General features: G+C 43.3%; 24 protein-coding genes. 20 read left to right on the top strand and 4 right to left on the bottom strand.

Annotation, left to right across the window (positions count from 1 at the left end; genetic code table 11):
- Window positions 1-557 precede the first annotated feature (557 nt).
- The 9 genes from ACJJI3_RS11765 to ACJJI3_RS11805 all read left to right on the top strand — a co-directional run bounded on the left by ACJJI3_RS11765 (window position 558) and on the right by ACJJI3_RS11805 (window position 9,608).
- Window positions 558-2,090, top strand: a complete 1,533-nt coding sequence (locus ACJJI3_RS11765; RefSeq protein WP_444939827.1) for an MAC/perforin domain-containing protein — start codon at window positions 558-560, stop codon at window positions 2,088-2,090.
- Between the two features lie 528 nt (window positions 2,091-2,618).
- Window positions 2,619-3,272, top strand: coding sequence for a hypothetical protein (locus ACJJI3_RS11770; RefSeq protein WP_444939828.1), 654 nt, complete (start codon window positions 2,619-2,621; stop codon window positions 3,270-3,272).
- A gap of 670 nt (window positions 3,273-3,942) precedes the next feature.
- The gene (locus ACJJI3_RS11775) at window positions 3,943-4,425 is read left to right on the top strand and encodes a YcxB family protein (protein ID WP_444939829.1); all 483 of its coding nucleotides are present in this window, start codon (window positions 3,943-3,945) and stop codon (window positions 4,423-4,425) included.
- 107 nt (window positions 4,426-4,532) lie between these two features.
- The gene (locus tag ACJJI3_RS11780; protein WP_444939830.1) at window positions 4,533-5,045 is read left to right on the top strand and encodes an SEL1-like repeat protein; all 513 of its coding nucleotides are present in this window, start codon (window positions 4,533-4,535) and stop codon (window positions 5,043-5,045) included.
- Between the two features lie 856 nt (window positions 5,046-5,901).
- A complete protein-coding gene (locus tag ACJJI3_RS11785) occupies window positions 5,902-6,105 on the top strand; it encodes a cold-shock protein (protein ID WP_444919221.1) in 204 nt (67 codons plus the stop codon).
- A 593-nt stretch (window positions 6,106-6,698) separates the two neighbouring features.
- A complete protein-coding gene (locus ACJJI3_RS11790) occupies window positions 6,699-7,154 on the top strand; it encodes a DMT family transporter (RefSeq protein WP_444939831.1) in 456 nt (151 codons plus the stop codon).
- A 582-nt stretch (window positions 7,155-7,736) separates the two neighbouring features.
- Window positions 7,737-8,363, top strand: a complete 627-nt coding sequence (locus tag ACJJI3_RS11795) for a class I SAM-dependent methyltransferase (RefSeq protein WP_444939832.1) — start codon at window positions 7,737-7,739, stop codon at window positions 8,361-8,363.
- A 339-nt stretch (window positions 8,364-8,702) separates the two neighbouring features.
- On the top strand, window positions 8,703-8,921 hold the full coding sequence (locus ACJJI3_RS11800; RefSeq protein WP_444939833.1) for a hypothetical protein: 219 nt from the start codon (window positions 8,703-8,705) through the stop codon (window positions 8,919-8,921).
- Window positions 8,922-9,374: 453 nt separating this feature from the next.
- On the top strand, window positions 9,375-9,608 hold the full coding sequence (locus ACJJI3_RS11805) for a DUF5062 family protein (RefSeq protein WP_444939834.1): 234 nt from the start codon (window positions 9,375-9,377) through the stop codon (window positions 9,606-9,608).
- Window positions 9,609-9,652: 44 nt separating this feature from the next.
- Here ACJJI3_RS11805 and ACJJI3_RS11810 read toward each other — a convergent pair whose 3' ends face one another.
- Complete coding sequence (locus ACJJI3_RS11810; RefSeq protein ID WP_444895008.1) at window positions 9,653-10,402, bottom strand: SDR family oxidoreductase; 750 nt, start codon at window positions 10,400-10,402, stop codon at window positions 9,653-9,655.
- A gap of 90 nt (window positions 10,403-10,492) precedes the next feature.
- On the opposite strand from ACJJI3_RS11810, the gene gcvA reads away from it, so the two are divergent.
- Both gcvA and ACJJI3_RS11820 read left to right on the top strand, forming a co-directional pair.
- Window positions 10,493-11,422 carry a transcriptional regulator GcvA gene (gcvA, locus tag ACJJI3_RS11815; RefSeq protein WP_444939835.1) on the top strand — a complete coding sequence of 310 codons (930 nt, stop codon included), beginning with the start codon at window positions 10,493-10,495 and terminating at the stop codon, window positions 11,420-11,422.
- 1,067 nt (window positions 11,423-12,489) lie between these two features.
- Entirely contained in the window at window positions 12,490-12,696 is a 207-nt protein-coding gene (locus tag ACJJI3_RS11820) for a hypothetical protein (protein WP_444939836.1), read from the top strand.
- A gap of 266 nt (window positions 12,697-12,962) precedes the next feature.
- Here the strand turns inward: ACJJI3_RS11820 and ACJJI3_RS11825 are convergent, their stop codons facing one another.
- Window positions 12,963-14,372 (bottom strand): YdgA family protein, encoded by a 1,410-nt coding sequence (locus ACJJI3_RS11825; protein WP_444939837.1) that lies wholly within the window; start codon window positions 14,370-14,372, stop codon window positions 12,963-12,965.
- Window positions 14,373-15,527: 1,155 nt separating this feature from the next.
- Here ACJJI3_RS11825 and ACJJI3_RS11830 point away from each other — a divergent pair.
- Both ACJJI3_RS11830 and ACJJI3_RS11835 read left to right on the top strand, forming a co-directional pair.
- Entirely contained in the window at window positions 15,528-16,004 is a 477-nt protein-coding gene (locus tag ACJJI3_RS11830; protein WP_444939838.1) for a hypothetical protein, read from the top strand.
- 58 nt (window positions 16,005-16,062) lie between these two features.
- On the top strand, window positions 16,063-16,413 hold the full coding sequence (locus ACJJI3_RS11835; protein ID WP_444939839.1) for a hypothetical protein: 351 nt from the start codon (window positions 16,063-16,065) through the stop codon (window positions 16,411-16,413).
- Between the two features lie 813 nt (window positions 16,414-17,226).
- Here the strand turns inward: ACJJI3_RS11835 and ACJJI3_RS11840 are convergent.
- Complete coding sequence (locus ACJJI3_RS11840) at window positions 17,227-17,664, bottom strand: DoxX family protein (protein ID WP_444939840.1); 438 nt, start codon at window positions 17,662-17,664, stop codon at window positions 17,227-17,229.
- A 113-nt stretch (window positions 17,665-17,777) separates the two neighbouring features.
- On the opposite strand from ACJJI3_RS11840, the gene ACJJI3_RS11845 reads away from it, so the two are divergent.
- Window positions 17,778-18,503: a LysR family transcriptional regulator gene (locus ACJJI3_RS11845; protein ID WP_444939841.1), complete on the top strand. Its 726-nt coding sequence runs from the start codon at window positions 17,778-17,780 to the stop codon at window positions 18,501-18,503.
- 59 nt (window positions 18,504-18,562) lie between these two features.
- Here ACJJI3_RS11845 and ACJJI3_RS11850 read toward each other — a convergent pair whose 3' ends face one another.
- Window positions 18,563-19,597, bottom strand: coding sequence for an IS481 family transposase (locus ACJJI3_RS11850; protein ID WP_444939842.1), 1,035 nt, complete (start codon window positions 19,595-19,597; stop codon window positions 18,563-18,565).
- A 685-nt stretch (window positions 19,598-20,282) separates the two neighbouring features.
- Between ACJJI3_RS11850 and ACJJI3_RS11855 the strand changes: the two genes are divergently transcribed.
- The 6 genes from ACJJI3_RS11855 (at window position 20,283) to nuoC (ending at window position 25,509) form a co-directional block, all read left to right on the top strand.
- Complete coding sequence (locus tag ACJJI3_RS11855; protein ID WP_444939843.1) at window positions 20,283-20,687, top strand: ACT domain-containing protein; 405 nt, start codon at window positions 20,283-20,285, stop codon at window positions 20,685-20,687.
- A gap of 107 nt (window positions 20,688-20,794) precedes the next feature.
- On the top strand, window positions 20,795-21,268 hold the full coding sequence (locus tag ACJJI3_RS11860) for a CYTH domain-containing protein (protein ID WP_444939844.1): 474 nt from the start codon (window positions 20,795-20,797) through the stop codon (window positions 21,266-21,268).
- Window positions 21,269-21,365: 97 nt separating this feature from the next.
- Window positions 21,366-21,755, top strand: coding sequence for a hypothetical protein (locus tag ACJJI3_RS11865; RefSeq protein WP_444939845.1), 390 nt, complete (start codon window positions 21,366-21,368; stop codon window positions 21,753-21,755).
- 832 nt (window positions 21,756-22,587) lie between these two features.
- On the top strand, window positions 22,588-23,001 hold the full coding sequence (gene ndhC, locus ACJJI3_RS11870; protein ID WP_282934024.1) for an NADH-quinone oxidoreductase subunit A: 414 nt from the start codon (window positions 22,588-22,590) through the stop codon (window positions 22,999-23,001).
- A gap of 18 nt (window positions 23,002-23,019) precedes the next feature.
- The gene (locus ACJJI3_RS11875; protein ID WP_282934025.1) at window positions 23,020-23,667 is read left to right on the top strand and encodes an NADH-quinone oxidoreductase subunit B; all 648 of its coding nucleotides are present in this window, start codon (window positions 23,020-23,022) and stop codon (window positions 23,665-23,667) included.
- A 36-nt stretch (window positions 23,668-23,703) separates the two neighbouring features.
- Window positions 23,704-25,509 (top strand): NADH-quinone oxidoreductase subunit C/D, encoded by a 1,806-nt coding sequence (gene nuoC, locus ACJJI3_RS11880; RefSeq protein ID WP_444939846.1) that lies wholly within the window; start codon window positions 23,704-23,706, stop codon window positions 25,507-25,509.
- The last annotated feature ends 58 nt before the right edge of the window (window positions 25,510-25,567 follow it).

Below are 25,567 nucleotides of genomic sequence, written 5' to 3' on the forward strand. Positions count from 1 at the left end.
CATCCCTGCATCTAATTAATAAGCGAAGGCTCTGAATCTGCAGATTAATATCTGTACGATTGGTCAGCATTAAAAGAACCTATCCCCCAAGATTCGACTCTGTATGCCGTATTCATCTAAGTACGTAAGGTGAGTTTTTCTTGTGCTTCAAACCGCACCGATATTAATCGTAATTTATTTATTAGCAAATTTATCACACAAATCATCCCAATTTTTATTATTAGGGGGGAGGGTAATGGAAACATAGAAAATACAATTAATATTTTCGGAGGGCTGTATAAATGAAATAAACCTAGCACACAACAAAGAAACCTCCATTATATACGAATTACTGGAGATATAGATCGCAACCAATTGTGGCTTGCGGTAATAAACAGGAGTACTATTGAGGTAGAAAAAAATCTTTATTGAAGTTGAGCATTTTTTTCTGTGGCAGAAATCAACATTAAACCTAACTACCAGCTAGAAATATAGCTACACAATCGACTTGATTAAACATCTAAAACTTGTGTTTATTTAAACAACTACCATTAACACATTAACTTTGAGCACACAAAATGAACGAACTAAAAGAGCGGAACGAAATAGTAAAAAAGCCAACTTACGTTAAAAAACATACTGAGGAAGATTATTCATACATTCCCGGTATAAGGGTGATAGGTCACGCATTTAACGTTTTTGGCGACCTTCAGGTTAGCTCTAGGGATCAATTATTTGATTTGGGTGCTAATGAATACAGGGAAGTTACAATAGCAGGAAAAATCTATCGTGTGCCAAAATATGTAAAGGTTAACGAGCAAGATCAATATGCAGAAACCGAAGATATAGTTACAGAGTCTAGACTAGAGTTTCAGAATAAATTTTCTTCATCAATGGGTGCATCAGGTACATATGGTGCTTTTAGCATGCAGTTCAATGCATACTTTAATCGTAATATTTCTGGGAGAACTAAGAATTACTACTCTTTATACTCAGAAATTCATCAAGACTTCACAATTGAACTAAATTTTGGAGAGAAAGATCCATCGGAATTTTTAACGGAAAAAGCAAAGCAAGCTTTTGAAGAGGCCCATTCATCTAAAAATTACGACAAACTATTTGATGAGTGGGGTACCCACTACCCTAATCACGCTGTATTGGGTGGTCGATGTGATATTACTAGTTTAGCATCCCAGAAGTCTATTAGTACTATTTTTGAATTTGGTGCTGAAGTTAAGGCCGTGTACAACGCTATCTCTAATGCTGCTGAAGCGGAAGGGAAAGTGGATTACAAAGACGTTAGCGATGAATTTATGTCTTATGCTAGTTGGAATACTAGCTGTATAGGGGGTGATACTTCTAAAGCTGCACTTATTAAAGTAAATGGAGAAGCACTAAAGTCTTGGAGGGATACTGTACAGAGCTACCCGGATGTTATTGGATTTAGGTCATACAAAAATACTATGGAAAAAAATGACCTAGGTATAAATTCTCCATTGCAAGAAATTTGGCGGTTAGAGAAAGATGATAAAAAACAGGAGTTAATGAAAGAGCATTTTCAAAAATATATGGCTAAAATGTCAGTTAAGTTTCAGCTGAGGGGTGGAGCAGATGGGACTGTAAAAGAAGGAAATGTACACATTGGTGACAAAGTGTATAAGGCTGATTCTAATTTAGTCGGCTTATATGTCCTTACTCTGAATAGATTAACCCTTCTTGCTGACCCCGAAAAAGCTTCAGAGGATAGAAAGACTACTCGGCAATTCTTCACGTGGTACTATGAAAGTGAGCAGAAAAGACTAGCGAAATACTTAAATGGTCTAAATTCAGATAAGATTGTAATAATTGTTAGTTATGATTCTGGTTGGTCATCATATATCACCAGTGATTTAATATATGCATTTGAAAGATGCGGAGCAAATGATAAGATTTTGAAAGAACACGTTTTTGATTGGCGTCAACCATTTTGCATGATTGGTGTACCAGGGGATTTTGATGCAGGCGTTTATGAGTTGCATGATACGAGTGCTGATGGAGCGGCTATGATAGATGGACATTTAATGAAATCTGAAAGCGATATTAACTATTCAATTGAAATTGAGCGTGATTAACTTCTGCCAACCTACTTCTAAAAGCCACCCATTCCGTCTGGGTGGCTTTAACTTCTTCTTTTATTTGTAGTAGTTCAGACTTGATCCAACAGTTACCGGTTTTTCAGGAGGTGCTTTGTCAAGTTTAGTTTAATTAAATATCTATTTGATGGGTGTCTAGATATTCAAACAGATCTCCCCAGGTAAGAACATGGACTTTCACTACACAACTGCATCATTGACTCTACCCGTTAGATCACATGGCTTCGGTGCCCTTCGCCATCTCACCTCTAGGCTAAGCCTTATAGGATGTATCTGTCCGCCAGCTCGTAGCATTACTAGTGGACTCCTTCCCACAAAACCTCACGGTATTGCAGTTGCCATTCGCTAGTAGTTAGCTTTTGATGGAGCCCATTAAAAGGTGATCTCCCTACAGGGGACTCTCACCCCAATAGTCCACGCCCATGCTGGGTACATTTTGTTCGCCGCTATCGCGGTCGGACAGCTTACGCTACGCTTCACCCGCTGCAAATACGAACGTTAAATGATATGAGTGAGTCGACTTACAATGAATTCTTAGAGTTCCTATTCAACAGGAATGAATCTCTTGGTGAGTGGAGATGGGATATTGATTTGGATGAACCTAGAATCTCCGGAGAGTCATTGGTTTCTTATATTATTCGCATGTTTGATAATTATGACAATGATTTAGCACAGTACAGCGACTGGCAGTTAGCGTTAGGATTAGAGTACGTTTTTAACAATACTTTCTCAGATCTATCTTTCTATTTAAGAGATGGTCCATCTTCTTTAGAAAAGCGACTGCAAGCTATACACTCGTTAAAGCACTTGTATTCAAAGTGTTTAAATTTGCGGTGCCGAGATTCTCTCGGACACCTTTCTGAGGAAGGAAATCCACTCAATAATTTTTGCTATATGCTTTGGGATACAACCCCCCTTAGCTACTGTGAGGAACTTCCTGATTCAGATGCTCTATATTCAGCTGTTGCTGAAGTCATGGAATATGCTTTATCGCTAGATAATCTTGCATGTATCGAAAGTGCTCTTCATGGATTGGGTCATCTAGAGCTTTACTACAAAGATGCCCAAAAAATAGTGGAAAAATTTATAAAGGATGCAAGAGTTAAAAATAGTAGACTGCTCGAATATGCAATAAATGCGGAAAGTGGTTGTATTCAGTAAAACAATTAAATCCGGGGGCCGGTAGTATCTAACTACCGGCCCACACTCCATACGAGTCCGCAATGGGCGGTTCCCTATCCGTAATAAATCTCTACCTAACGATAGTGTTGAGCTGTTCTTCATTTGAGCTGAGTGTCATGGCAGTCCGCTACTTCTGAGTCAGCGGCCACGCCAACAACTTCGCAGCAGCAAGCTAAACAGATCTCTCCAGATAAGAACGTGAACTTTCACTACACAACTGCACCATTGGCTTTAGCTATTAGATCACCCGGATTAGGTGTCCTTGGCCTCCTTGCCTCCAGGCCAAGCCATATAAGATGCTCCTGTTCGCCAGCTCGTAGTCTTGCTAGCGACTTCCTCCCCACAGGACTCACGGTGTTGCAGTTGCCATTCGCAAGTAGTTAGCATTTAATGGCGCCCATTAAATGGTGATCTTCCTACGCGGGACTTTCACCCCATTAGTCCACGCCCATGATGGGTGTGCCAAATTTAAGAAAGCGGACAAATTACTAGGCCTTCGATTCCGTAATTTGCCGTTGCTAAAGGTGTTATGTGGAGCTAAGTCGAGAGCTTATTGATAGATGTGGCGTAATTGACATTAGCTTAAAGAATCACCCTGGCACTCACTGTAGCGCTACGACAAATTTACCAGACACAATAAGTTGTTTTTATGCAGCCTTTTAATACTCAATTTACCTTATCTAGAGATTACTTTGCCGAATGCTATGATCAGTCTCTACCCTATGGGAAAAATGTCAAGCCCAATTATCTTCTTCCTACATTATTATTATCTTCTGGTGCGGGATTACTGTTATTTACTGAGCAACCTAAGATCGCAAGTTGCACGTTAATTGCATTAGGCGCGCTGGAACTGATTCACATTCGATATCGACGAGCTTGGTGGTTAGCACGGCAGATGCTTGGGAAAAGTGCCGGTAGTGAAGTGAAATTAACCATAGATAATGACGGAATCCAGACACAGAATCCTTATACGATAACAGTTCTGTCGTGGGCAGATATCGAGCGTATTATTGAAACTGATTTAGGTCTTATTTTGGTGGCTAAATCTGGGGGGCAGCAGTACTTGTCTAAATCGTTATTACCAGCTGAATTAATTAATGAGATAGTTACCAAGATTAAGGGTAAACATTGATTTCAATAAAAATTAGAATCTTGCCTAGCGCACCAAGGCGAATCAGATCTTTCCGACCCTACGGGCCTCCAACAGATAGCTTTCTTTGTGTAATTTTTGGAAAAATCATGCGAAATTCAATTTTATTAATTTTGGTTCTATTCTCGGCACCTGTGTTATCAAAGGAAAATTGCGGGCTAGAATCTATCGGCTTAGAGAAGTCTTCAACTGTTGCCGAAAAACTGTATTACACAGGTACATGCCATTATCGAAATAAAGACTATGAACTATCAGCTAGGTCTTGGGAAGAGCTATCTAATCTGAAAAAGGTTGATCCAGAATTTCAGGGCTTACAAGTAGATGTGCTAAATAATCTAGGGTACTTAAAGTTCTTTGGTTTCGGAATTAAACAAGATCAAAAACTAGCGGTTTCGTACTGGGCAAAAGCTGTGTCTCTTGGCCATTATGAATCTGAGTATCATTTGTGTCATGCTTATGCGGATAAAGAGCAATTAACCTATAACCTTGCCAAGGCAAAGAAGCATTGTGAAAAGGCATTGCTGATATACAAGGGGATGGAAAATCCCGACAAGGATATAATGTCAACGCTTAAAAAATATAATGCTCAAGTAAATGGGTAAAAATGCATAAATCGAGTATCCGGTAGCTTCTAGCTACCGACCTCCATACCGCCCATCATCCGGCTCCGCAATGGGCGATTCCCTATTCGCAATGAATTTCTACGCAACGATAGTGTCGATCAGCTCTTCATTTCAGTTGAGTACCATTGAAGTGCACTACCTCAACTTTATCCGACTGGAAATATGTCGGTAGGCTAGCCCTATCTTTCAACTAAAGGATTTAGGTTCAGGCCTTCACCTTATCCAAGGTATTAATCCTGGCATTTGGCTACTATGCCGTCGGCTGACTTCTTTTTAATCACCTCGACCATTGGTGACCGAGGCGTCGCCATGTCCCACCATTTTTTTCTATCCCCACGACGGTGGTTAGCGGCTTAGGCCTACTTATGACTCAGCAGCTATACTGACAGCTTTACAGCAGCCAGCTAAACAGATCTCCCCAGATAAGAACGTAAGCTTTCACTACACAACTGCATCATTGACTCTACCCGTTAGATCACCCAGCTTCGGCATCCTTATCCACCTCGCCTACGGACTAAGCCTTATAAGATGTTTCTGTTCGTCAGCTCGTAGTTTTACTAGCGGCTTCCTCCCCACAAGGCCTCGCGGTATTGTAGTTGCCATTCGATAGCAGTTAGCATCTAATGGGCCCCATTAGTTCCCACCCATACGGGGAGCACCAAGCAGCAGCACTTAAGCCCAGCAAAAACATGGGCAGGACGGCCTACACGCCGCTTCGCTCTGTTTCGGCCTCCCATGTGCTGGGCGTATGTGTAAATATGGTTAAGAAACCTTTTTCGTGATGGTGATAACGAAAATAGGTAATAGCAATCACCCAAGAAGAGTCATATTTAGTATGAGTACAGGTACAGTAAAGTGGTTCAATGGTGACAAAGGTTTTGGTTTTATTACTCCAGATGATGGAAGCAAAGATCTATTTGTTCACCATTCTGAAATTCAAATGAGTGGTTTCAAATCTCTGGATGAAGGGCAAAAAGTAGAATATGTTGTGGGGCAAGGGCAAAAAGGACCGTGCGCCAACAATGTAAAGTTGCTGTAAGATAGTTAACAGCATAAATCGGGTAGCCGGTAGTTTCTAGCCACCGGCCCCCACGCCACCCATCGTGCAGGTCCTCAATGGGTGGCTCCCTATTCATAATGAATCTCTACCCAACGATAGTGTCGAGCAGCTCTTCATTTGAGCTAAGTATCATGGCAATGCGCTACTTCTGAGTCACCGGCCACGCTGACAACTTCATAGCGGCAAGTTGAACAGATCTTCCCAGATAGGAACGCGGACTTTCGTTACACAACTGCATCATTTACTCTGCCCGCTAAATCGCTCGGCCTCGCTGCCCTTGGCCACCTCGCCACCAGTCTAAGTCTTACAGGATGTTTCTGTTTGTCAGTTCATAGTTTTGCTAGCGGCTTCCTCCCCACAAGACCTCGCGGTATTACAGTTGCCATTCACCAGTACTTAGCATTTAATGGCGCCCATTAAACGATGATCTTCCTACGCGGGACTTTCACCCCACTAGCTCACGCCCATGCTGGGTGTACCAAGTGCACGTTGCCGGACTAGTTTTCCGCTGCGCTCCAAACCAACCGCAAATACGAACGTTAAGTGCTGCAAGTAGTAAAGAGTGATGAAATTTGAATAGTTTAAGTACATATGCGCTACTAGTTTTTGCGCTTATAGTTGGAGGATCACTAGCATCCCAAGCAGGAGTAAACTCGCAGCTTCGTGTAGCTTTGAATTCGCCTATTCAAGCTGCATTTATTTCGTTCTTAATCGGTACAGTAATTTTGGGGACGATCTCAATTTTTCAAAATGAAAGCTGGTTTACGAAAGAATCGATTTCTGCTTTGCCGTGGTGGGCTTGGCTCGGTAGTGCTTTTGGGGCTTTTAATATCGCAATGTCGGTATTTCTTGCTCCAAAGTTAGGTGCGTTGGTATTGGCAATTTCAATTGTCTGCGGTCAAGTTATAGCTTCGATCGTTTTGGATCATAATGGATGGCTCGGGTACCCAAAAATCGAGCTATCTCTCACAAGGATTTCAGGAGCTGTTCTCATTGTTCTGGGAGTCATACTGGTAGCACGGCGATAAGCACTTAAATCGGATAGCCGGTAGTTTCTAGCTACGAGCCCCCATACAACTCATCGTGCGGGTACGCAATGGGGGCTTCCTATCCGTAATGAATTTCTACCCAACGATAGTGTTAAGCAGATCTTCATTTGGCTACCCCACGATAGTGGCTAGTGGGTTGGGCCTACTTATGAGTCAGCGGCCACACTGACAGCTTCACAGTAACAAGCTAAACAGATCTCCCCAGATAAGAACGTAAGCTATCACTACACAACTGCATCATTGACCCTACCCGTTAGATCACCCGGCATCGGTGCCCCTGGCCACCTCACCTCTAGGTTAAGCCATATAGGATGTTTCTATTCGTCAGCTCGTAGTTTTGCTAGCAGCTTCGTTCCCATAAGACCTCGCGGCGTTGCAGTTGCCATTCGCTGGTAGTTAGCATTTAATGGGCCCCATTCAGCGGTGATCTTCCTAACGGGGATTAGTCCACGCCCATACTGCCCGTACCAAGGCCAAGCTGCATCACCCCTTCGGGCCTGGACCTCACTACGCTCGGCCGCTGTTAGCGGCATTGGATTTTCTGCTCATCGGAGATAGGGAATGTCAACGAGAGAAATCTCCAAATATTATGACTCAACAGAACACAGTGATACTCGAGAAGATTTAATTTTTGCTCTTAGCGAAGTAAAAGGAAGAAAGGTTGCTGTTGATTGTGGCTGTGGAGCAGGATCAGATATCGCTTATTTGCGCGGTAAAGATTTCACAGTTCATGCCTTTGATATCGAAAATGAATCTATATCTAGATGTCATAAACGATTCAAAGATGATGAGCAGGTTATTCTATCAAAGGATAGTTTTAATACTTTTAACTATCCTGAGTCCTCGCTGGTAGTTGCTGATGCCAGTCTTTTCTTTTGTCCTGAAAAAGATTTTGAGTCAGTTTGGTTGAAAATAACTAACTCTTTGGCAGAGGGTGGAATCTTTTGTGGTTCATTCCTAGGGCCGAAAGACACAATGGCTGGGCCTGAGTATGATAAGGAAGCATTTTGGAGTGATACTCTAGTTATGAATGAATCGAAGATAAGAAAACACCTCAGTAACTTTGAGCTATTAAAGTGGACTGAACATGACTTTTCAGGAGAAACTACAGATGGTACACCGCATCATTGGCATATACTCTCCATCGTAGCGAAAAAAAATCTAAATCGAGTAGCCGGTAGTTTCTAGCCACCAACCCCCATGCCACCCATCGTGCAGCTCCGCAATTGGCGGCTCCCTATCCGTAATGAATCTCCGTTTTACTAGCGGCTTCCTCTCCACAAGATCTCACAGTGCTGCAGTTGCCATTCGCTAGTAGTTAGCATTTAATGGAATCCATTGAACGGTATTCTTCCTACAGTGGGCTATAACTCCATTAGTCCATGCCCATGCTAGGTGTACCAATTGGCTGCTAGACTTAGCATTGTGTGCTTCGTCATCGCGCCAGGTGTTAAACACACGCAAGATTAGGAGCCCTCTCCGTTTTATCGCGGCTGCTGAACCCGATAATTGATAGAGGAAAGAATAATGGATGATTTAAGAAGCAGGGCTGCGAGAAGATCCAAGACCAAAGCTAAGCCCCATAAGAATAGTGCTAGAACTGAAAAGCCATGGATTTCGGAGAAAAACTGGAAGTTGATGTATACACGCTCTGAAAAGCTTCGTAGAGCTAAGCAATTAGGGATCGAGTACCCCAAGCGAACTATGCTTCAAATCCTAAATACTGAGCTTCCTGAGAAAGATTAAGATATGCGAAATCTCCTATTCATATGTAGCCGGAATCAGTGGCGTAGTCCTACAGCTGAAGCCATTTGGAGAAAACACCCTGATTTCAACGCTAAATCTGCTGGTACCAGCCCGCGAGCTAAAAAAACAGTCAGTTCAGCGGATGTTCGCTGGGCTGACGTGATATTCGTCATGGAACAAAAGCATAAAAATAGGCTAATAGCAGAATTCTCTAGAATGCTGGATCATAAGCCAGTTCATGTCTTAGATATTCCAGATGAATACAAGTACATGGACCCGGAGTTAGTTCAAGAATTAGAATCCATTGTTGGGACGTACTTGGAGAGTTAGTGCCGAGGTTCAGTCCTTAACAAATTTAGGTAAGCTGAAAAATTACTACACCTGCGGTTCCGCAATTTCCCTTTGCTAAAAACATTAGGTGCGTAATATCGATAACCTATTTGAGACATAATAATGAAGAAACTCAAAAACGAAAAAGAGTTAGTGAAAAAGGCTATAGCACTCGGTACTGCATATGGAACCAAGCGAGGAGTTGTCGAGTTCGAAGCTACCGATTCAGCTCACGAGAAACTCGAATATATTTACCGTCTTTTAGTTCACGATAAAGTAATTCAACCACTTCCAGAAGACAAGATATCACAGAAGGCTATCATGCATAGGTTGGCAATTTGGGCCTCAAAGCACTGAGCGCTCTAATAGGGTTCTCAGCTAAATCAGGTGGCCGCTAATTTCTAGCGAACCGCCCGATTCATGCCGCCATCAGACAAGATACTTTGCCCATTGATGTATCGGGCTTCATGTGAAGCAAGGAAGACACAGGTCTGCCCGATTTCTTCGAACGTGGCAGTGCGCTGTGCGGGTATGGATCTGCGGGCAAACTCCGACAGGTTTACGTTTTCACAGAAGCCCGGCATTAAATTATTCATGCGAATATTGTATCTTGCATAACGATCACCATAGAGCTTGGCAAAACTGTGTAAAGCGCCACGCAGCATGCTCATCGGATAAGGCGCTCTCGGCTCAACCGTATTCATTGAAGAAATATTGACGAATGCCCCTCCCCCCTGCTCGATATAAATCGGCGTGACGATACGGGCAAGCTTGACGACATTGAGCACGTACATATCGAGGCTCTCATGCCAGAGATCATCACTTAGCTCGAGCAGGGGGCCGTTGAAATCAGGATCGAACCCTACTGTTTTAATTTCTTCCGGCACCCCGCCACCATGGCCCATATTGCTAACGACGGCGTCGATACGGCCATAGGTTTGCATCGTGTCGTCGACCATTGCTTGCAGATCTGCGGTTTCGAGAACCGAACCCTGCCGCCCTATACCACCTAATTCCTTGGCCAGTTCAACACTGCGGTTGGAAGGGGACATCAACGAGACTTTGTAACCCGCCTTAGCCATTTCGCGGGCGCAGCCGGCACCAATTCCCTGACCAGTTCCAGTCATAATAGCAACTCTTGTTTCGGACATTACGCTATCCTCTAGTGCAAATAATTCATGGGTGGAGATCAATATACGATCTTTAAAAGTGGCAGCAAAAGGATATAATTACATGTACTTATGAGTGTAATTCATACCAAAACACGATCTTTACCATCTTTGGCCGGCTTGCGTGGGTTTGAGGCTGCGGCAAGGCATATGAGTTTTACCGATGCTGCGAAGGAGTTGAGCGTTACGCAAACGGCGATCAGTCACCAAGTGAGAAATTTGGAGTCGAGACTGGGTGTAAAATTGTTCCATCGTGCGGGAAAGTCGATTTCATTGACCGATGCTGGGAAAAAGCTGTTATCCGAAGCCAGTGCATGTTTTGATCGACTCGAAAATACGCTCCACCTCATCAAAGCCGAGAGTCAATCTCCGGTGGTAACCGTGAGCGTAACCCCCAGTTTTGCCAGCAAATGGTTAATACAGCGGTTAGGTAACTTCTGGAGAGCCTACCCTGATATACAGTTGAATGTTCACCATACCCTGGCTCTCGCCAATTTCACTAACGATGGCGTCGATATTTCCATTCGAGCTGGTGACGGAAACTGGCAAGGTTCAGTGACTAGGCTTTCGTTGCCGCTCGATTTAAGCCCGATTTGCCACCCTTCGCTGCTTAACGGCAAAAATCCTTTGAAAGAGCCTTCCGACCTCAAGCATCAAACCTTGCTGCATGAAGATAACTTTGACGATTGGGCATCGTGGCTCAAAGCAGCCGGGGTCGACGATGTCAATCCGCGATCAGGTAGCGTCATGAATGATAGTAACTCTCTCGCAATTGCAGTCGAAAACTGCCAAGGCGTTGCACTGGGCCGATTATCGCTAATCGAGGATGACTTAAAATCTGGAAGAATCGTAAAACCATTCGATGTAAGTATTGATTCCAACTTCTCTTATTATCTTGTCTGTCCATACGAAAAATTTGATACTCCTGGAGTACAGGCTTTTCGTAACTTTATACTCAGCGAGGTAAATCAATCTGTTCAACGCAAGTCAGGAGAGAGATAAGGTATCGCTCAACAACAATCAATTAGCTGGACACGGCAAAGCTTTACAGATAACCCCAAGCGTTAATGACTTCATACAAATTGGAATTGGATTGATAATTCGGAATACATAATTGTGGCATCCAACTTTAGATAGTTTGTAGTTACTGCAAGTACCTATCTAAACTTTAACTCCCACTTTCAAAAAAACTCTCTGAAAACTGGTACCACAGCTTCATTCAAGTACTCTCGTTTTAAGTCAACAAGCCCTACGACCTTGCTACGCCATCATAGAGTGCCCATAAGAGTTAATTGGCGGGAAAGTATGGTATTTTCCCCTGTGAACTTATATGGCAGTAGCCAACTAACGTTGGCTACTAAAGAGTAAATAGGTCGTTCCGAGAGCGTTAGCTATAATCAGGCAGCGCAAGCTTATGCTGAAGAGTGGTTATCCAAAGGAGCTGTCTCGGAAGAATGCTTTCTTACCCTATTTAATGAGATTGAATCTTTTGAAGATAAAAATTCAGAACATTATCGAAATAGTGGATTTCGTTATTTTTTAAGGTCCAAACATTCGCTCAGTGAAATGGAGTTGTCTACAATTTTTGAATTAAAAGACAACGGTCCAGATAAATACAATCTACATGAAAACCGTATTGTCAAGCTGATCACTCTAATATACTACCTGACAGTCGACTTGATTGGATTGTACAATATCGAGAGACATCAGAAAGGCCAGTAGAAAAAAAGTACTTTAGAGAAAAACTAACTAGAGAAGTCGAAAATAGCTCTGTCAGCGAATGCTTTGAAGAAATAAAGTTATGTGGTGATAGTTATATCCAAGTGTATATTATCCTCCGTAGCGTTCTAAAATCTGAGCATGTAAAATGGCTTACTAAAAATGACAGCAATAGAAAGCTTCGAAATATTGCTAAGGAGTTATTAAATAGCAGAAGATTTAAGGAGTCAGTCGCCTTTATTGCTCCGAAAATCATCCAACTGCATGAACCCGGCGCTTAAAGTATTAGCAGTAAATAGGTGGCGAAGACAATAGAAAAATTGAAAACTGAGTATTAAAGGATTAAATATATGAAGTATTTTTTAGCATTTTTTGTTGCGTATGTTGTTTCCAGGCTTATTTTTAGCAGTTTTGATTTTCAGTATTTTTTATTTAGCGAGCCATTTGATATAAGGAAGCTGGCTATAGATGCTGGAGTTTTTGGGATTCTATTCTTTGGGGCCACCCACGCATTCGGATGGCTAGTGCCAAAAAAGAACAATAAGAGTGGTGCATGACCAGTTAAAAACTTGCAGCGAGGGGCCCAGCTACGTCCGGTTCGCTACGCTGGACGCGCTTTACAAAACGTTAAATATATACATATATAAAATGTCAAATGGAGAAAAGCTAAACCATATCCAACCTTGTTTTTAGCCATGGTCGAAACCGTTAACACAAGAAAACAGGTAGTCAGCCTTAATAGGGGAATAAACGCTCAGCCTGAGACAGGAAAGTATGAAGTGGCTTAAGATAAGCCACTTCTATCACAAACGGCTAATATCTACTAAAGCGGTAGCGGCATAGGTTTTTCATTCACCTTAAGCTCACTGTCTTTCAGGCTGACATTTGAGATGTAGCCGTCATTGGTAGACACTAACAAACCTTGCTGTTCAAGGGACCCTAATATGGTCGGCACTTGTTGAGCAGCAATTTGCTCCAGTTGCTCTTCACTCATACCTTGAGTTTGAGGGTTATTTTTCAATTGAGCTTTCATCACTTGTACGGCAATAAATTCAATCACAGCTTTATCGCCACTTAGCTCTCCGTCAACTAAGGTATGTGACAGCCAAAAAGCCGGATCTAGCGGTTGCTCCGGTAACGCACTGATGCCAACTAAGCTAGTATGAAGGTTACTGTTAAAGCTGCCTTGTGGGAAAGTGCCACGTAAGCTGGTAATGTTCAGTTGAGGCTCACCAGCCACTAAAGATAGCAAGTTTTCGCTCATAAACTCCATTGTCTTAGCGGTTGCTTCTTCCGTAGGTAGTTTATTGAGTGAGACGGCAAAGTCCTGATAAGACTTCAAAAATTCCTGGCTGATATTGGTGACCTCAAGCTCAAGGGCCAGGTCTTCACCATGGAATTCAGCTATATCAACCTTTTTAGTTCCATAGGCAACTTGCATATTCCTCAGCTGATTTTCTGGGTTGAGTTCAGTACTGGCCTTTATATATAAATCAGCAATGTCAATATTTTCGTTTTGCTCTCTATCATTAAACTTTACGGCACCAAAGTTAATTGTTGTATCAGAATCATAAAAAGCACTTTCAAACATTGCTTCAAGGGAGGAAGGCATGGTCATATCCATAGTCAACCTTTCAACCTTAAAATCCCTTAGCTCGGAAGTAACAGTAAGGCTATCGGCACTCCCCTGGTAAGCTAGTTGCTCATCCTGATATTGCCCTTTTCCTTGAAAACCGCTAAAAGTTAACTGAGCTTTTTGATTCTCAACATCAGTAGTAAATGGCGTAATGCTATCGTTATAGTAATAACCACCTAAGGCATTCATATTACCATGAACCTGGTAAAAAGGAGCTTCCTCAGCCCAAACCAAATGTTCACGCAATTGATCACCGGCAACTTCTAGCGACCAGCCGAGCCAACCAAAACCAGCATGCTCGCCGAAACGGAAGGGGCCATGGGAAGCACTAAAGTCTACTTCTACAGAAAAAGGATCAATTTCAGGGGCACCTGATACATCCGAGAAAGCACTGACATCCATGCTCACCAAAAAGGTGGTCTGGGTTGAAAACCAGGATGAATCCATGCTTTTTACTTCAACCGTGTATGCCGAATTTTCATTCGCGGCAGTGACTATTTCATCAATGGATGACTCTAGTTGAGTGCCAACAATTTTCGGCGCAACAACACCTGTAAGCACTGCTGCCGGAAGCAATACTGTTAATACTTTTTTCATTGAGATAAATCCAATTTACAAATGGGATGGAAGACAGGTCTATTATCGACAGAGTTATTTCCAGTATTATCTCATATTTACAGACGACTGTAAGTCAAAATATATACTTTTCTGGTAAAGACTTCAGGCGTAATAGATATCAATTGCAAAACAAGCGTACCTATAATGGCAATAAGTAATGCAAGCTCTATGAATTCTATTGCGTGCGTTATCTTGACCGGTGCGCGGTAATAGTGGAAGAAATTTACTAAGCAGTACTTGGAAAATCGTGAATCAAATCTTGGATGAAATTTTGCTCCGTTGAGTAGTCGCCTCCTCTTTGAATATATCGGGAGAAGGTGTCGAAAATACTTGCAAGGAGCAACTTGTTGCGTTCTCAACAGCGTTCATAGTTAAAGTGATAGCTATCATTAATCAACTAATGGTAGATACGAGTACCACCGCCGACATCATCGGCCCGCATCCAGAAATGGTGTATAGATGACAACAGGAAAGTAGAGAGAAAAAGTTGGTCTAGAAGACCAGCCGTAGTATGAGTATGCAAAGGGATGAAACCTCAACCTCTGACAAAAGACAAATATCTAGCAAAACAAGTTGAGAAACTGCATAAGGAAGTCGATTCTCCAAAAAAGTGCGACGCGTTTCTAAAAGCTGAAAGATTTACATTCATTGCCCACAAATAATGGCACATTGGTACCACATACCTGTATAGATATTCAATTACACCCTCTCACGTCTTTTACAAACAGCTTAGCCGTGAGGAGAGCATGCGAGACAGAGAAAACCGTCGAATTACAGGGTACCTAACCCCAGTGTAATGGTAGTTATGCAACCCAAAATTTGGTTAGAGCCGAAAGTTAATGATGCACTAATAAACCACAAATGCGTTGAGTTCCATAAGAGTGAGACTGAAACCTTGTGTAAAGCAGTAAGTATCTTTCGTTAACTCTCTTTACTGGGATCTCTTATATTAGGGTTGAAAGTTTATAAAGAGAATCAAGTATACCGACTGAGCTAGACTCCTAATGGACAAGTGATGTGTCCTTCCTTAAGATCAATATGAAAAAATGACCGCATAAGATGAATATAAGCTAGCGTCTACTTTACCGGTGGAGGCTTTATGTAACAGGACGTGCAAAAGGCGTAAGTAATCCTATGAATCGACGCAAGCTATTATCACTAGTTACCACTTTGAGCATCTTAATTGGCTTAGTCTTTGTCGCAACACCATTTTTTGCCTCTATGAACCGAAATAAAGCTGCTAAGAGCAGCTCAAAAATCAGAATAGATTTGTCCGAGATTCCAGAGGCTGGAGCACTAGAAGTCGATTATCAATGGTATAAAGCTCTCGTGGTCAAAAATCCTAAAATGACAGTTTTCGTAGTGCCCTACTCCGATGGGACCTACTGGTTACCAGACCCCACCTGGGAGCGCCCTTTTCTGCCATGTAACAAATTCCTCATTCGAGAAGATGGCTTTTATTGCAAAGATCCCAGCCTCCATGAAGGTTGGCATGAACAAACTCAATGGGATTCTCAGGGGAGCAATAAAGGTACATGGATGCCCGATCTACAAAAGCTAAACTTTAGGATTCAGGGAAAGTACCTAGTACTGAGCCCAGAATACAACTAATTACCAACAAGTCAATACAGCCAATCGATTAAAGTGTCAGGAGTAAAAAATAGCTGTAATGAAAAACATATTTTTACCTATGGTTTTAATTCTATGCTCCTGTTCGTCAAGTATAGATGAAGACAGCATAAATATAAAAGCAGCGACTGAGTCTTTGGAGCGGCTATTATTAAAATATGCAGAGAAAGGGGAGTATTTTTCTAGCGAGGTAGAGCATATCGAGCCCATTGGAAAAAGACATTCCTATTGCGATCAAAGTGGTGCTTATATCAAATATGGTAGTGCATTCGTTTCAGAGTACGGTTTATATATGCCTGCAAAGGGAGTCACTATTGTAGAGTCTGATGGCTCTGATCCCAGCCACAAAAAAATCCACGGATCTGTCTATAGCTACAAAATTCGTGGGTAAAGTACCTAACTGACCAAGCAGGCGGCATGAGGGTATATCAGGTGGAGTATATTTTAAGAGCGATGGAAACTACTACTTAATGAAAACTAAAAAAGTAGATAGCCTGCTAGAATCTTACAAAACAGTGCGTTTTCCAGGATACTATGCGTCGTTCTTATTATTTTAGTAATAGCTACTGCTATCAGTTGCAAAATTCAGGTACCTTACGAAGGTGACGACAACCTTACCAGAAGCCTGTTAATTCAAACTTGGAGTAGGCCCGGAGAACATTGGACCTATCAAGAGGGAGAGAAAGGCGAGTTCAATACATATATTGGCCACCCACACTTTCCGCTCACTTATGATTTTGTTTAGTCTATAGAAGACTCTGTGCTGTATATAGAATACGATCAATATTATGAGAAAGAACAAAAAGAATATACGTACAATATCCTTGAGCTACAACAAGCACACATGGTCCTTGAGCCTTTACACGGAGGGCGTAAGATTGTCCTCAATGTATATAATTTTTAAAAAGAATTGCCAGCAGCCCCTGAAAATTTTATTGGAGGCAAGTCGAGGCTAACAGATAGAGACTCCTGACTGTAAATGCAATGTTTAAATCCTTCAGGACACTCACTCGAGCGACAGCTAATACGGCCTGAACCGGTTACCTCATCTTCCAAGGTATCCTGAAGAGTGTCAGGTGAGGCTATTTTCCCAGTGATCCAACATTAGCAACCTCCATAAAACTGTATTCCTGTTGATTACTACTCTTGTCAAATCAATCAACGGAGTAAGCCGACATATTTCTATCCAATACACCGTAACTGGTTATATCTTATTGGCCTCTGACATTGCTCTTTGCGATGAGGAGATATTATTTCTGACTTCCTCATCAGAAAAATTAAGGCGAGTCAGTCTCGCATTCAAGGTTATAACAACCGCTAAAACGGCTAATAGGACAGTAGCTGGTAAAGCGGTGCTGAGCGCTTGCCCGGCCAGTAGGTGCGATCCCGAAGCCCCGATCAGAGCTATCGAGAAGCCTGCATATCCCCACTGTTTAAGTGTTTTGAACTTTGGTTGAAGAATTGCAATCGAGCCAATCAAATAGGCGGTTCCTAAGATTTGCAACAAATAAAGCGGGTAGCCTAAATCAACCGTTGCCTGAACAATGGCTTCCTGTCCTGTTAGTTTGGCCATGCCTGATATCATCATCAGCACCGCGAACATAGATGAGGCCACGTAAAAGATGACTACCTGTGTTCTCATGAAGGGAACCCTATTTCGTTAAATGACGAGCACAGACTAGGTGTTCTCTTGTTGCAGTTATATAGACAAAAAGGCAAACTTCTATTGCATGAATGCAACGTCAGGGTAATGTCATGGATTGGAACGATTTGAAGGTCGTTATCGCGCTTGCAGAGAAAGGAACCTTAAAGGCGGCTTCTAGGCAGTTGAATGTTAATTCAACCACTGTTTGGAGGCGGATCCAGCAGCTTGAAAGCGAGCTTTCAACGCAGCTATTTATTGTTAGTCGTCGCGGCTACCAACTGACTGAGGCGGGGCGAACTATTTTGGATAGTGCCAAGCGAATGGAGTCATTGGCCGATGGCATCCTCATTCAAAGTTCTCTGCAACATGATAAAGTTCAAGGTTTAATTTGTGTTACCGCACCCTCAACAATGGCAACGACCACTTTGCCCGAGTGGGTTAGTGAATTCCGGAGGTCATTCCCCGACATTGAATTTGAGATCCTTGAAAGTGAGCAGGCTCTGGATATCGAGCATCGCGATGCGGACATTGCCATTAGGGCAAGTCATACAGCACCGGAAAACCTTATTGCACGTAAAATGAGAGATGTAAATTTAAGCATCTATGCCTCTGAAGACTTTTTGAAGGCTAGTGGGTATAACGCTCCTTTCAAGTTGTCCGAAATTGAACGCCTAACAGCTATTGACTACGTGCACTTAGATAACCCAGCAGTGCATTGGTATCAGAAACGAATTAAACACAATGCTAAATCCATATATTGTAATTCTATCACTACAGCACTGAACGCTGCGTTTAATGATCAAGGAATAGCTTTGCTACCAACTGATGATTTGTAGTAGTTCAGACTTGATCTGACAGTTACCGGTTTTTCAGAAGGTACTCTGTCAGGTCAAATTCAGTTTACGAGTTTCTCCTTCCAGATACTTTTACCCTCTTCAAGGGTTACCATCGGTGTGCGACCACAACACTTTTTACCCTGATGAGTTCGATCATTATTGTAATATACGAGCCATTCGTCCAGATCCTTTTGTAGCTCTTCTATTGATCCATAGATCTTTCGTCGTAACGATGGCTGGTAGAACTCTTGTAATATAGTTTTATGGAAGCGCTCACAGATACCATTTGTTTGTGGGTGCCTGGCTTTTGTCTTGGTATGTTCTATCTCGTTGATGTTCAAGTACAACTGATAATCATGCTGCTCCAGCTTACCGCAATATTCAGTACCGCGGTCAGTCAAAATACGCAACACCGGCAGATCATGCATGGCGTAAAACGGTAATACACGATCATTCAGAAGATCTGCTGCTGTGATTGGCGTCTTAGTGGTGTACAACTTGCAATGGGCTATCTTTGCATAGGTGTAGACATAGGTTTGTTGGTAAACACGCCCAACCCCCTTAAATGTTCCTACATAGAAGGTGTCCTGAGAACCTAGATAGCCGGGGTGTTGAGTATCAATTTCCCCGCAGGCTTCATCATCATGTCGCTTTCTTTCCAAGGCCTGAACCTGCGACTCCGTGAGGATTAGCCCCTCCTTAGCCACCTTGGCTTCAAGTGCTTTTAATCGTAACTTGAAGTTAGCCAGGTCGTTCCGTAACCAGATACTCCGAACACCACTGGGGGACACGAATACGCCACGTTTACGTAGCTCATTGGAGACTCGAACCTGTCCATGGGCAGGCTCTTGGAGGGCATAAGTCAACACGGCCTCTTCAATTGCTGTGTCAACACGGTTCTTGTGGTTAGGCACCCGTCGACTCTTTTCAAGAAGGGCGTCCACACCGCCACTTGAAGCAGCTTCCTTGTACCGATAGAAAGTGTCTCTCGATACACCAAGCATCTTGCAAGCTTTTGAGATGTTGCCAAGCTCTTCTGCAAGATTGAGCAATCCGGTCTTGTGTTTGATGATACGATCATTAGTATGGATCATGGGGTTTATCCTTGGTTTTGTTTTTAGGTTTAGGCACCTTCATCAAAACCGGTAAACCCCTCTTTTTCAAGAGGATGTGTCAGATTTGGTCTGAACTAATACAGATGATTCGTATGATCTTGTCGAACTCTATCGATTGGATGCTAAGTACAACTCATCTTTGTGGATTCTAGCTAATAAGGATCTGAGAAACACAGCACGTATCAAGGCTTTTTGGGACTTCTTAATTACTAAAATGGAAAATTATAAAGTTCAATGATTTGCATATTCCTATGCATGGAACTATCAGGGGGAGATAAAATCCTATGTATGACGATATGTTACAACACCAAAGGTTCCTCTATCTCTTCTTCATTCTCTTGTCCTCTTATTTTTCCGCCTCAAGTCCAAACCTGACTATGTAATTTACGCTTAATAGGTTTCTGATAATTCCCTGTTTATGCGGGCTTTGATAGGCTGGCTGTCAAACAATATGTTACAAATCAAGGACTTCGGTTACCATTGAATATGGGTTTTCATTTCCCGCTAACAAAAAGGAATTCAGTATAAGAATCAGGCAAGAACAACCATACAAAGCCAAGCACGATCGCAAGAACAAGTATTTGTTGGACCACCACCATTTTGCAGCCATGCTCCATATTGATTAGCGCTTGCTGTACAAGCAAGAATTTGGAATTATCAAGCAATGTCAGGAATTCTAGAACTAGAGCGTCTTTTGAGCGAAATGAACCCCGTACTTATTGAAGACGAATTTGTATTTTGCACTGTTTCAGGCTCATTAGCTCAATATATTGAATGGAACCCACTTGCAAGCTTCAACGAAAAAGAAGGATTAACACTTGTCTTAACAAAAGATATCGCAAGCCGTGAGGGCTTGCAATTTAAAAATACTTACAAGCAAATAACTTTAACCGTACATTCTAGTTTAGAGGCTGTTGGGTTAACAGCCGCTGTTTCAAACAAACTGGCTTCTAAGGGTATTAGCGCAAATGTAATTGCAGCATACTTCCATGACCATATTTTTGTACAATCAGAAAAAGCAAAGGAAGCGTTAATTGCATTGAAAGAATTCGGCAAAAACGGCTTATAAGTGCTCCAACAAGGGCATATACTGGCTGACTACTACGCTGCGTGTCAGATTTTGACTACCTCGTATATGCCTATTAAGCAAGTGTTAAGATTTAGGGTTGAGAAAGTATGGCAAAGGAAATTGAGCGGAAGTTCTTAGTAGATAAAAAGGCTATTGCTTCTTTTACAGGTGGAAAGAGAATCAAACAAGCCTATGTAAGTACGGAGTCCAAAGCTGTAGTCAGAGTTCGCGTAATCGGAGAGCATGCATATCTAACATTGAAAGGTGAAAGTAAAGGAATTACACGGACTGAGTTTGAGTATCCAATACCCTTTGAAGACGCAAATGAAATGATTGCGGAGCTATGTGATGGTCCCATCATAGATAAAACGAGATTCATAGTAGAGCACGAAAAACACACCTGGGAAATAGATATCTTTCATGGAGACAATGACGGCTTGATTGTTGCTGAGGTCGAGATGCAAAGTGAATCTGAAAGTGTGGAGTTGCCGGAGTGGATTGATAAAGAGGTTACTGGAGATCCAAGATATTACAATTCCAATTTATTATATTTTCCATTTAAAGATTGGGACAAATCATAACCAGAACGTACACAACATTGACACATGCTTCGCTGAGCTAATCACAAAATAAATTCTGTATGCCCTCGGCTCAGCGAGGCATCATGAGTAAATCACTATGAACCCAGCCATAGAAGAATTAAAAAGATATTTAACCGAGCTAGAATCGGTGAATGACTTTGAATCGATAGAACTTAAAGCTGAGCATATTGGCATTTTAATTCAGATAAAGTCGGCGATAGGACAGCTTGAACTTTGCGAAAAATATGGTATCAGTGCAAGTTCACTAGTAAGTAGTTTACCCAAAACTGAAAATCCAAATTTTTGCTATTTAGTGGTACATGAAAACGAATCGTCGAACCCTGATAGCTGGGAGGAAGTTATCTTCGAAGGACAGAAAATTCAGTTTAGTGGTGGTGACCTTGTAATTCGCAAGTACTCTACACACAGCATATCATTGTCGCCAATCAACAAACTGCTTGTATGTTACAATTCTTATAGAAGTTAAGCGCTATAGTCCTACGCCGAAAGCATGCCTAAAAAGAGACTAAAAGTTACTCAGAAGCAAGCGATGACTACCACCACAATAAGAGCAATTTGCTTATTAATTTTGGCTTTAGGAATCACATTCCTCTTTGGCATTATAAAAATCCACAACCCCGATGTAAGCTTTGAAAGCTCAGATGGCCATTGGGGTGACTCTGAAGTTCAGTTTAAGGGGCGAGATTATTCCGTGATAGAAGAAGGGTTCCGTAGGTACAAGCTTCAATGTAACGCAAGCGATGTGTACCTTGTTAGAAATACCGAGAAGAATTGGATAAATGTACTTGCTTGGCCAAACTACCTCACTCATAACAAGTGGAAGGTCCCATACAGAACCGCAAGTGGAGTGCACTATGATGGAATTATTAGGTGCCAAACAAATCAATAACATCACATTCTAATTCCAGTACAGCGTATCCCTAAAATACCGATCTGCTTTTAATCAGAGGAATAGTTTAATAGCAATAGGACCCTCCTTCATCTTCTGAATACTGGCGCACATTTTCATTTATCGAACTGTCGCAAGACATTACATAACCCTACCGAATAAAAAGTATATACATAAGAATTAAACGTTCCTTCGCACCACTGGCGCTATCTCCCGCAACGATTTATAAATCAGACAAGCGAAAAGGATTACCGACAACTAAAAAATTTCGCAGAAAAGCAATAATCGTTTTTCAAATTATCTCTTCTTGCGTGAGAGCACCCTCAAAATCAGAATTCTTGATTTGCCCTTTTACTGCAAGACCAGTGATTGATACGGGCTTCGCCCGCAGAAACATGGGAGAGCGAAGTTGAATTACCCGGATCAGTTCACTCCTCAGATTTGGCCATTGATTGTTTATTGCCTGGCCGTATTTGCCCTAATTACCTTAATGCTCAGCCTCTCCTATTTTCTCGGTCAGAAACGCAGAGACCCGGCTACCGATGAGCCCTATGAGTCAGGTATTGTTTCCCAGGGCAATGCGCGTCTGCGCCTATCTGTCGCCTATTACCTTGTTGCCATCCTGTTTATCGTCTTCGACCTGGAGGCGATTTACCTGTTTAGCTGGTCCATCGCATTTTATGAAACTGGCCTGCTCGGGTTTATCGAGGCCACCGTATTTATCGTGATACTGCTGGTGGGGCTTATTTATCTGTGGCGCCTGGGCGCACTTGACTGGGGCGGATACCAGAAGAGTTTGGAGAAACGCCAAAAACCCCGATAACAACAATGAGAATTCATAATGCGCTGGAAGCTGAGCAAAGCCGACGACCTGATTGCTACCGAACACGGCAATCCTTCTGAAGAAATAAGCACTCAAGATTTAGAAAAAAATATTCTCCTTACCAAACTCGAAGAGCTGGTTTCCTGGGGCCGTTCAAATTCCCTGTGGCCATTTAACTTCGGGTTGTCCTGTTGCTATGTAGAAATGGCCACCGCCTTCACCAGCCGCCACGACATCTCCCGCTTTGGCGCTGAGGTCATCCGTGCAACCCCACGACAAGCGGATTTGATTGTAATTTCAGGGACGGTTTTCCTGAAAATGGCACCAGTGGTACAGCGACTCTACGAGCAAATGATCGAACCCCGTTGGGTCATCTCCATGGGTTCCTGCGCAAATTCCGGCGGTATGTACGATATCTACAGTGTGGTTCAGGGAGTCGATAAGTTTCTCCCGGTCGATGTTTATGTGCCCGGCTGTCCACCACGCCCAGAGGCTCTACTGCAGGGATTGACCTTGCTGCAAAAGTCGGTGGCTGCGGAGAGACGAGCCTTCAGCTGGGTTGTGGATGATCAAGGAACTCACAAGGTTCCAAAGCCCAGTCAGCGTGATCTCCATAGGGAGGAACGTATGAAAGCTGACATGCTACGTGCGCCCGACAGTGTTTAGGCTTCATGGAATAAGAAAAAAACAACGGAATAGCCAATGACTGGCGTAATTGCGAAAACTGTCCACACAGCAACTCCCTACAGGAAAGCAGCAGAGGCATTTATTCGGGACCTCGACACCGGATATAAGCTTCACTCGTTCTGGTGGCAGCCACACTGTGATGATATGCCCACACTGTGGATCGAGAAACATGCCTTGATCCCTCTTTTGCTCTTTCTCAAGCGGGATATCGCCCAGCCATTTGAAATGCTGTATGACCTGAGTGCTATCGACGAACGGCTGCGGGTCAACCGTGGGGAGGGAACCGAAAAACAGCCTTCCAGCGATTTCACCCTGGTATATCAACTACTTTCATTTACCCGCAATTTATTTATCCGTATCAAGGTGGCTCTTCCCGAGAGTGATCTGAGCGCACCGACTATTACTGCCGTTTGGGAGAATGCCAACTGGTATGAACGGGAAGTGTGGGATCTATTCGGTATCGACTTTCCCGGTCATCCCCATTTACAGAGAATCATGATGCCGCTGACCTGGAAGGGGCATCCACTGCGCAAGGATCACCACGCCCGAGCTACCGAAGTCGACCCATTTAGTCTGTCAGAAGAGAAGGAGCGCAAAGAACAAGACGCCCTGCTGTTCCGGCCGGAAGACTGGGGCATGGCCAGGAGTAATGAAGACTCAGAGTTTATGTTCCTCAATCTGGGCCCGAATCACCCCAGTGTGCACGGGGTATTCCGTGTAGCCCTTCAGCTGGATGGTGAACAGATTGTCGATGCAGTGCCGGATATCGGTTACCACCATCGCGGTGCAGAGAAGATGGCCGAGCGCCAGGCCTGGCATACCTATGTGCCCTACACCGACCGTATCGATTACCTCGGCGGTGTCATGAACAACCTGCCCTATGTGATGGCACTGGAGCAACTCGCCGGCATTAAGGTCCCTGAACGCGCACAGATGATACGGGTGATGATGTGCGAGTTCTTCCGCATATCCAGCCACCTGGTATTTTTTGGCACCTTTGCCCAGGACGTGGGGCAGATGTCTCCCGTGTTCTATATGTTTATCGATAGGGAAAAACTGTTTGGAATAGTTGAGGCCATTACCGGCGGCAGGATGCACCCGGCATGGTTCCGTATCGGCGGAGTAGCGCAGGACTTACCCCAAGGTTGGGACAAGATGGTGCGGGAATTTCTTGACTATATGCCCGCACGCTTAGCCGATTACGACGGCATGGTAATTAAAAACAAACTCCTGCAACGCCGCACCCGTGGCATTGGTGTCTACGATACGGCGGAGGCGTTTGAGTGGGGGGTTACCGGGCCAGGGCTTCGCGCCACGGGCCTGGATTGGGATCTGCGCAAAAAGCGCCCTTACAGCGGCTATGATCAGTTCGAGTTCGAGATTCCCAGCTACGATGGTGGGGACTGTTTCGACCGCTGCCGGGTCCGGGTGGACGAGATATGGCAGAGCCTGCGGATTATCCGCCAGTGCCTGGAAAATATGCCGGCAGGCCCTTATAAGTCGGACCATCCTTTGACCACCCCTCCGCGAAAGGGGCGCACTATGGAGGATATCGAGACTTTAATTCAGCACTTTGTGAATAACAGCTGGGGACCGGTAATGCCAGCCGGCGAAGTGTGTTATCCCATTGAGGCCACTAAAGGTATCAACAGCTACCAAATCGTTAGTGATGGGGGGACCACCTCATACAGGACCCGAATTCGCACCCCTTCATTCCCACACCTGCAAATGATTCCGTTGATGTCCAACGGACTGTTGATTGCTGACCTTATTGCCATTATTGCCAGCATCGACTTCGTCATGGCGGATGTGGACAGATAACAATAAAAAACTACGGCACGCGCAGGGCCGTACAGCAGCGGAGTAGAAAAGTGCACGG

This window comes from Microbulbifer maximicatervae (SeqCode) (assembly GCF_052466985.1).

Excerpts from the sequence above, each read along its gene's own strand:
- ACJJI3_RS11810 (WP_444895008.1), bottom strand. The coding sequence starts at position 10,402 with ATGTCCGAAACAAGAGTTGCTATTATGACTGGAACTGGTCAGGGAATT.
- ACJJI3_RS11850 (WP_444939842.1), bottom strand. The coding sequence starts at position 19,597 with ATGATCCATACTAATGATCGTATCATCAAACACAAGACCGGATTGCTC.
- ACJJI3_RS11805 (WP_444939834.1), top strand. The coding sequence starts at position 9,375 with ATGAAGAAACTCAAAAACGAAAAAGAGTTAGTGAAAAAGGCTATAGCA.
- ACJJI3_RS11785 (WP_444919221.1), top strand. The coding sequence starts at position 5,902 with ATGAGTACAGGTACAGTAAAGTGGTTCAATGGTGACAAAGGTTTTGGT.
- ACJJI3_RS11770 (WP_444939828.1), top strand. The coding sequence starts at position 2,619 with ATGAGTGAGTCGACTTACAATGAATTCTTAGAGTTCCTATTCAACAGG.
- nuoC (WP_444939846.1), top strand. The coding sequence starts at position 23,704 with ATGACTGGCGTAATTGCGAAAACTGTCCACACAGCAACTCCCTACAGG.
- ACJJI3_RS11775 (WP_444939829.1), top strand. The coding sequence starts at position 3,943 with ATGCAGCCTTTTAATACTCAATTTACCTTATCTAGAGATTACTTTGCC.
- ACJJI3_RS11825 (WP_444939837.1), bottom strand. The coding sequence starts at position 14,372 with ATGAAAAAAGTATTAACAGTATTGCTTCCGGCAGCAGTGCTTACAGGT.
- ACJJI3_RS11780 (WP_444939830.1), top strand. The coding sequence starts at position 4,533 with ATGCGAAATTCAATTTTATTAATTTTGGTTCTATTCTCGGCACCTGTG.
- ACJJI3_RS11795 (WP_444939832.1), top strand. The coding sequence starts at position 7,737 with ATGTCAACGAGAGAAATCTCCAAATATTATGACTCAACAGAACACAGT.
- ACJJI3_RS11860 (WP_444939844.1), top strand. The coding sequence starts at position 20,795 with ATGGCAAAGGAAATTGAGCGGAAGTTCTTAGTAGATAAAAAGGCTATT.
- ACJJI3_RS11840 (WP_444939840.1), bottom strand. The coding sequence starts at position 17,664 with ATGAGAACACAGGTAGTCATCTTTTACGTGGCCTCATCTATGTTCGCG.
- ACJJI3_RS11830 (WP_444939838.1), top strand. The coding sequence starts at position 15,528 with ATGAATCGACGCAAGCTATTATCACTAGTTACCACTTTGAGCATCTTA.
- ACJJI3_RS11875 (WP_282934025.1), top strand. The coding sequence starts at position 23,020 with ATGCGCTGGAAGCTGAGCAAAGCCGACGACCTGATTGCTACCGAACAC.
- ACJJI3_RS11820 (WP_444939836.1), top strand. The coding sequence starts at position 12,490 with ATGAAGTATTTTTTAGCATTTTTTGTTGCGTATGTTGTTTCCAGGCTT.
- ACJJI3_RS11865 (WP_444939845.1), top strand. The coding sequence starts at position 21,366 with ATGAACCCAGCCATAGAAGAATTAAAAAGATATTTAACCGAGCTAGAA.
- ACJJI3_RS11855 (WP_444939843.1), top strand. The coding sequence starts at position 20,283 with ATGTCAGGAATTCTAGAACTAGAGCGTCTTTTGAGCGAAATGAACCCC.
- ACJJI3_RS11835 (WP_444939839.1), top strand. The coding sequence starts at position 16,063 with ATGAAAAACATATTTTTACCTATGGTTTTAATTCTATGCTCCTGTTCG.
- ACJJI3_RS11800 (WP_444939833.1), top strand. The coding sequence starts at position 8,703 with ATGGATGATTTAAGAAGCAGGGCTGCGAGAAGATCCAAGACCAAAGCT.
- gcvA (WP_444939835.1), top strand. The coding sequence starts at position 10,493 with ATGAGTGTAATTCATACCAAAACACGATCTTTACCATCTTTGGCCGGC.
- ACJJI3_RS11845 (WP_444939841.1), top strand. The coding sequence starts at position 17,778 with ATGGATTGGAACGATTTGAAGGTCGTTATCGCGCTTGCAGAGAAAGGA.
- ACJJI3_RS11765 (WP_444939827.1), top strand. The coding sequence starts at position 558 with ATGAACGAACTAAAAGAGCGGAACGAAATAGTAAAAAAGCCAACTTAC.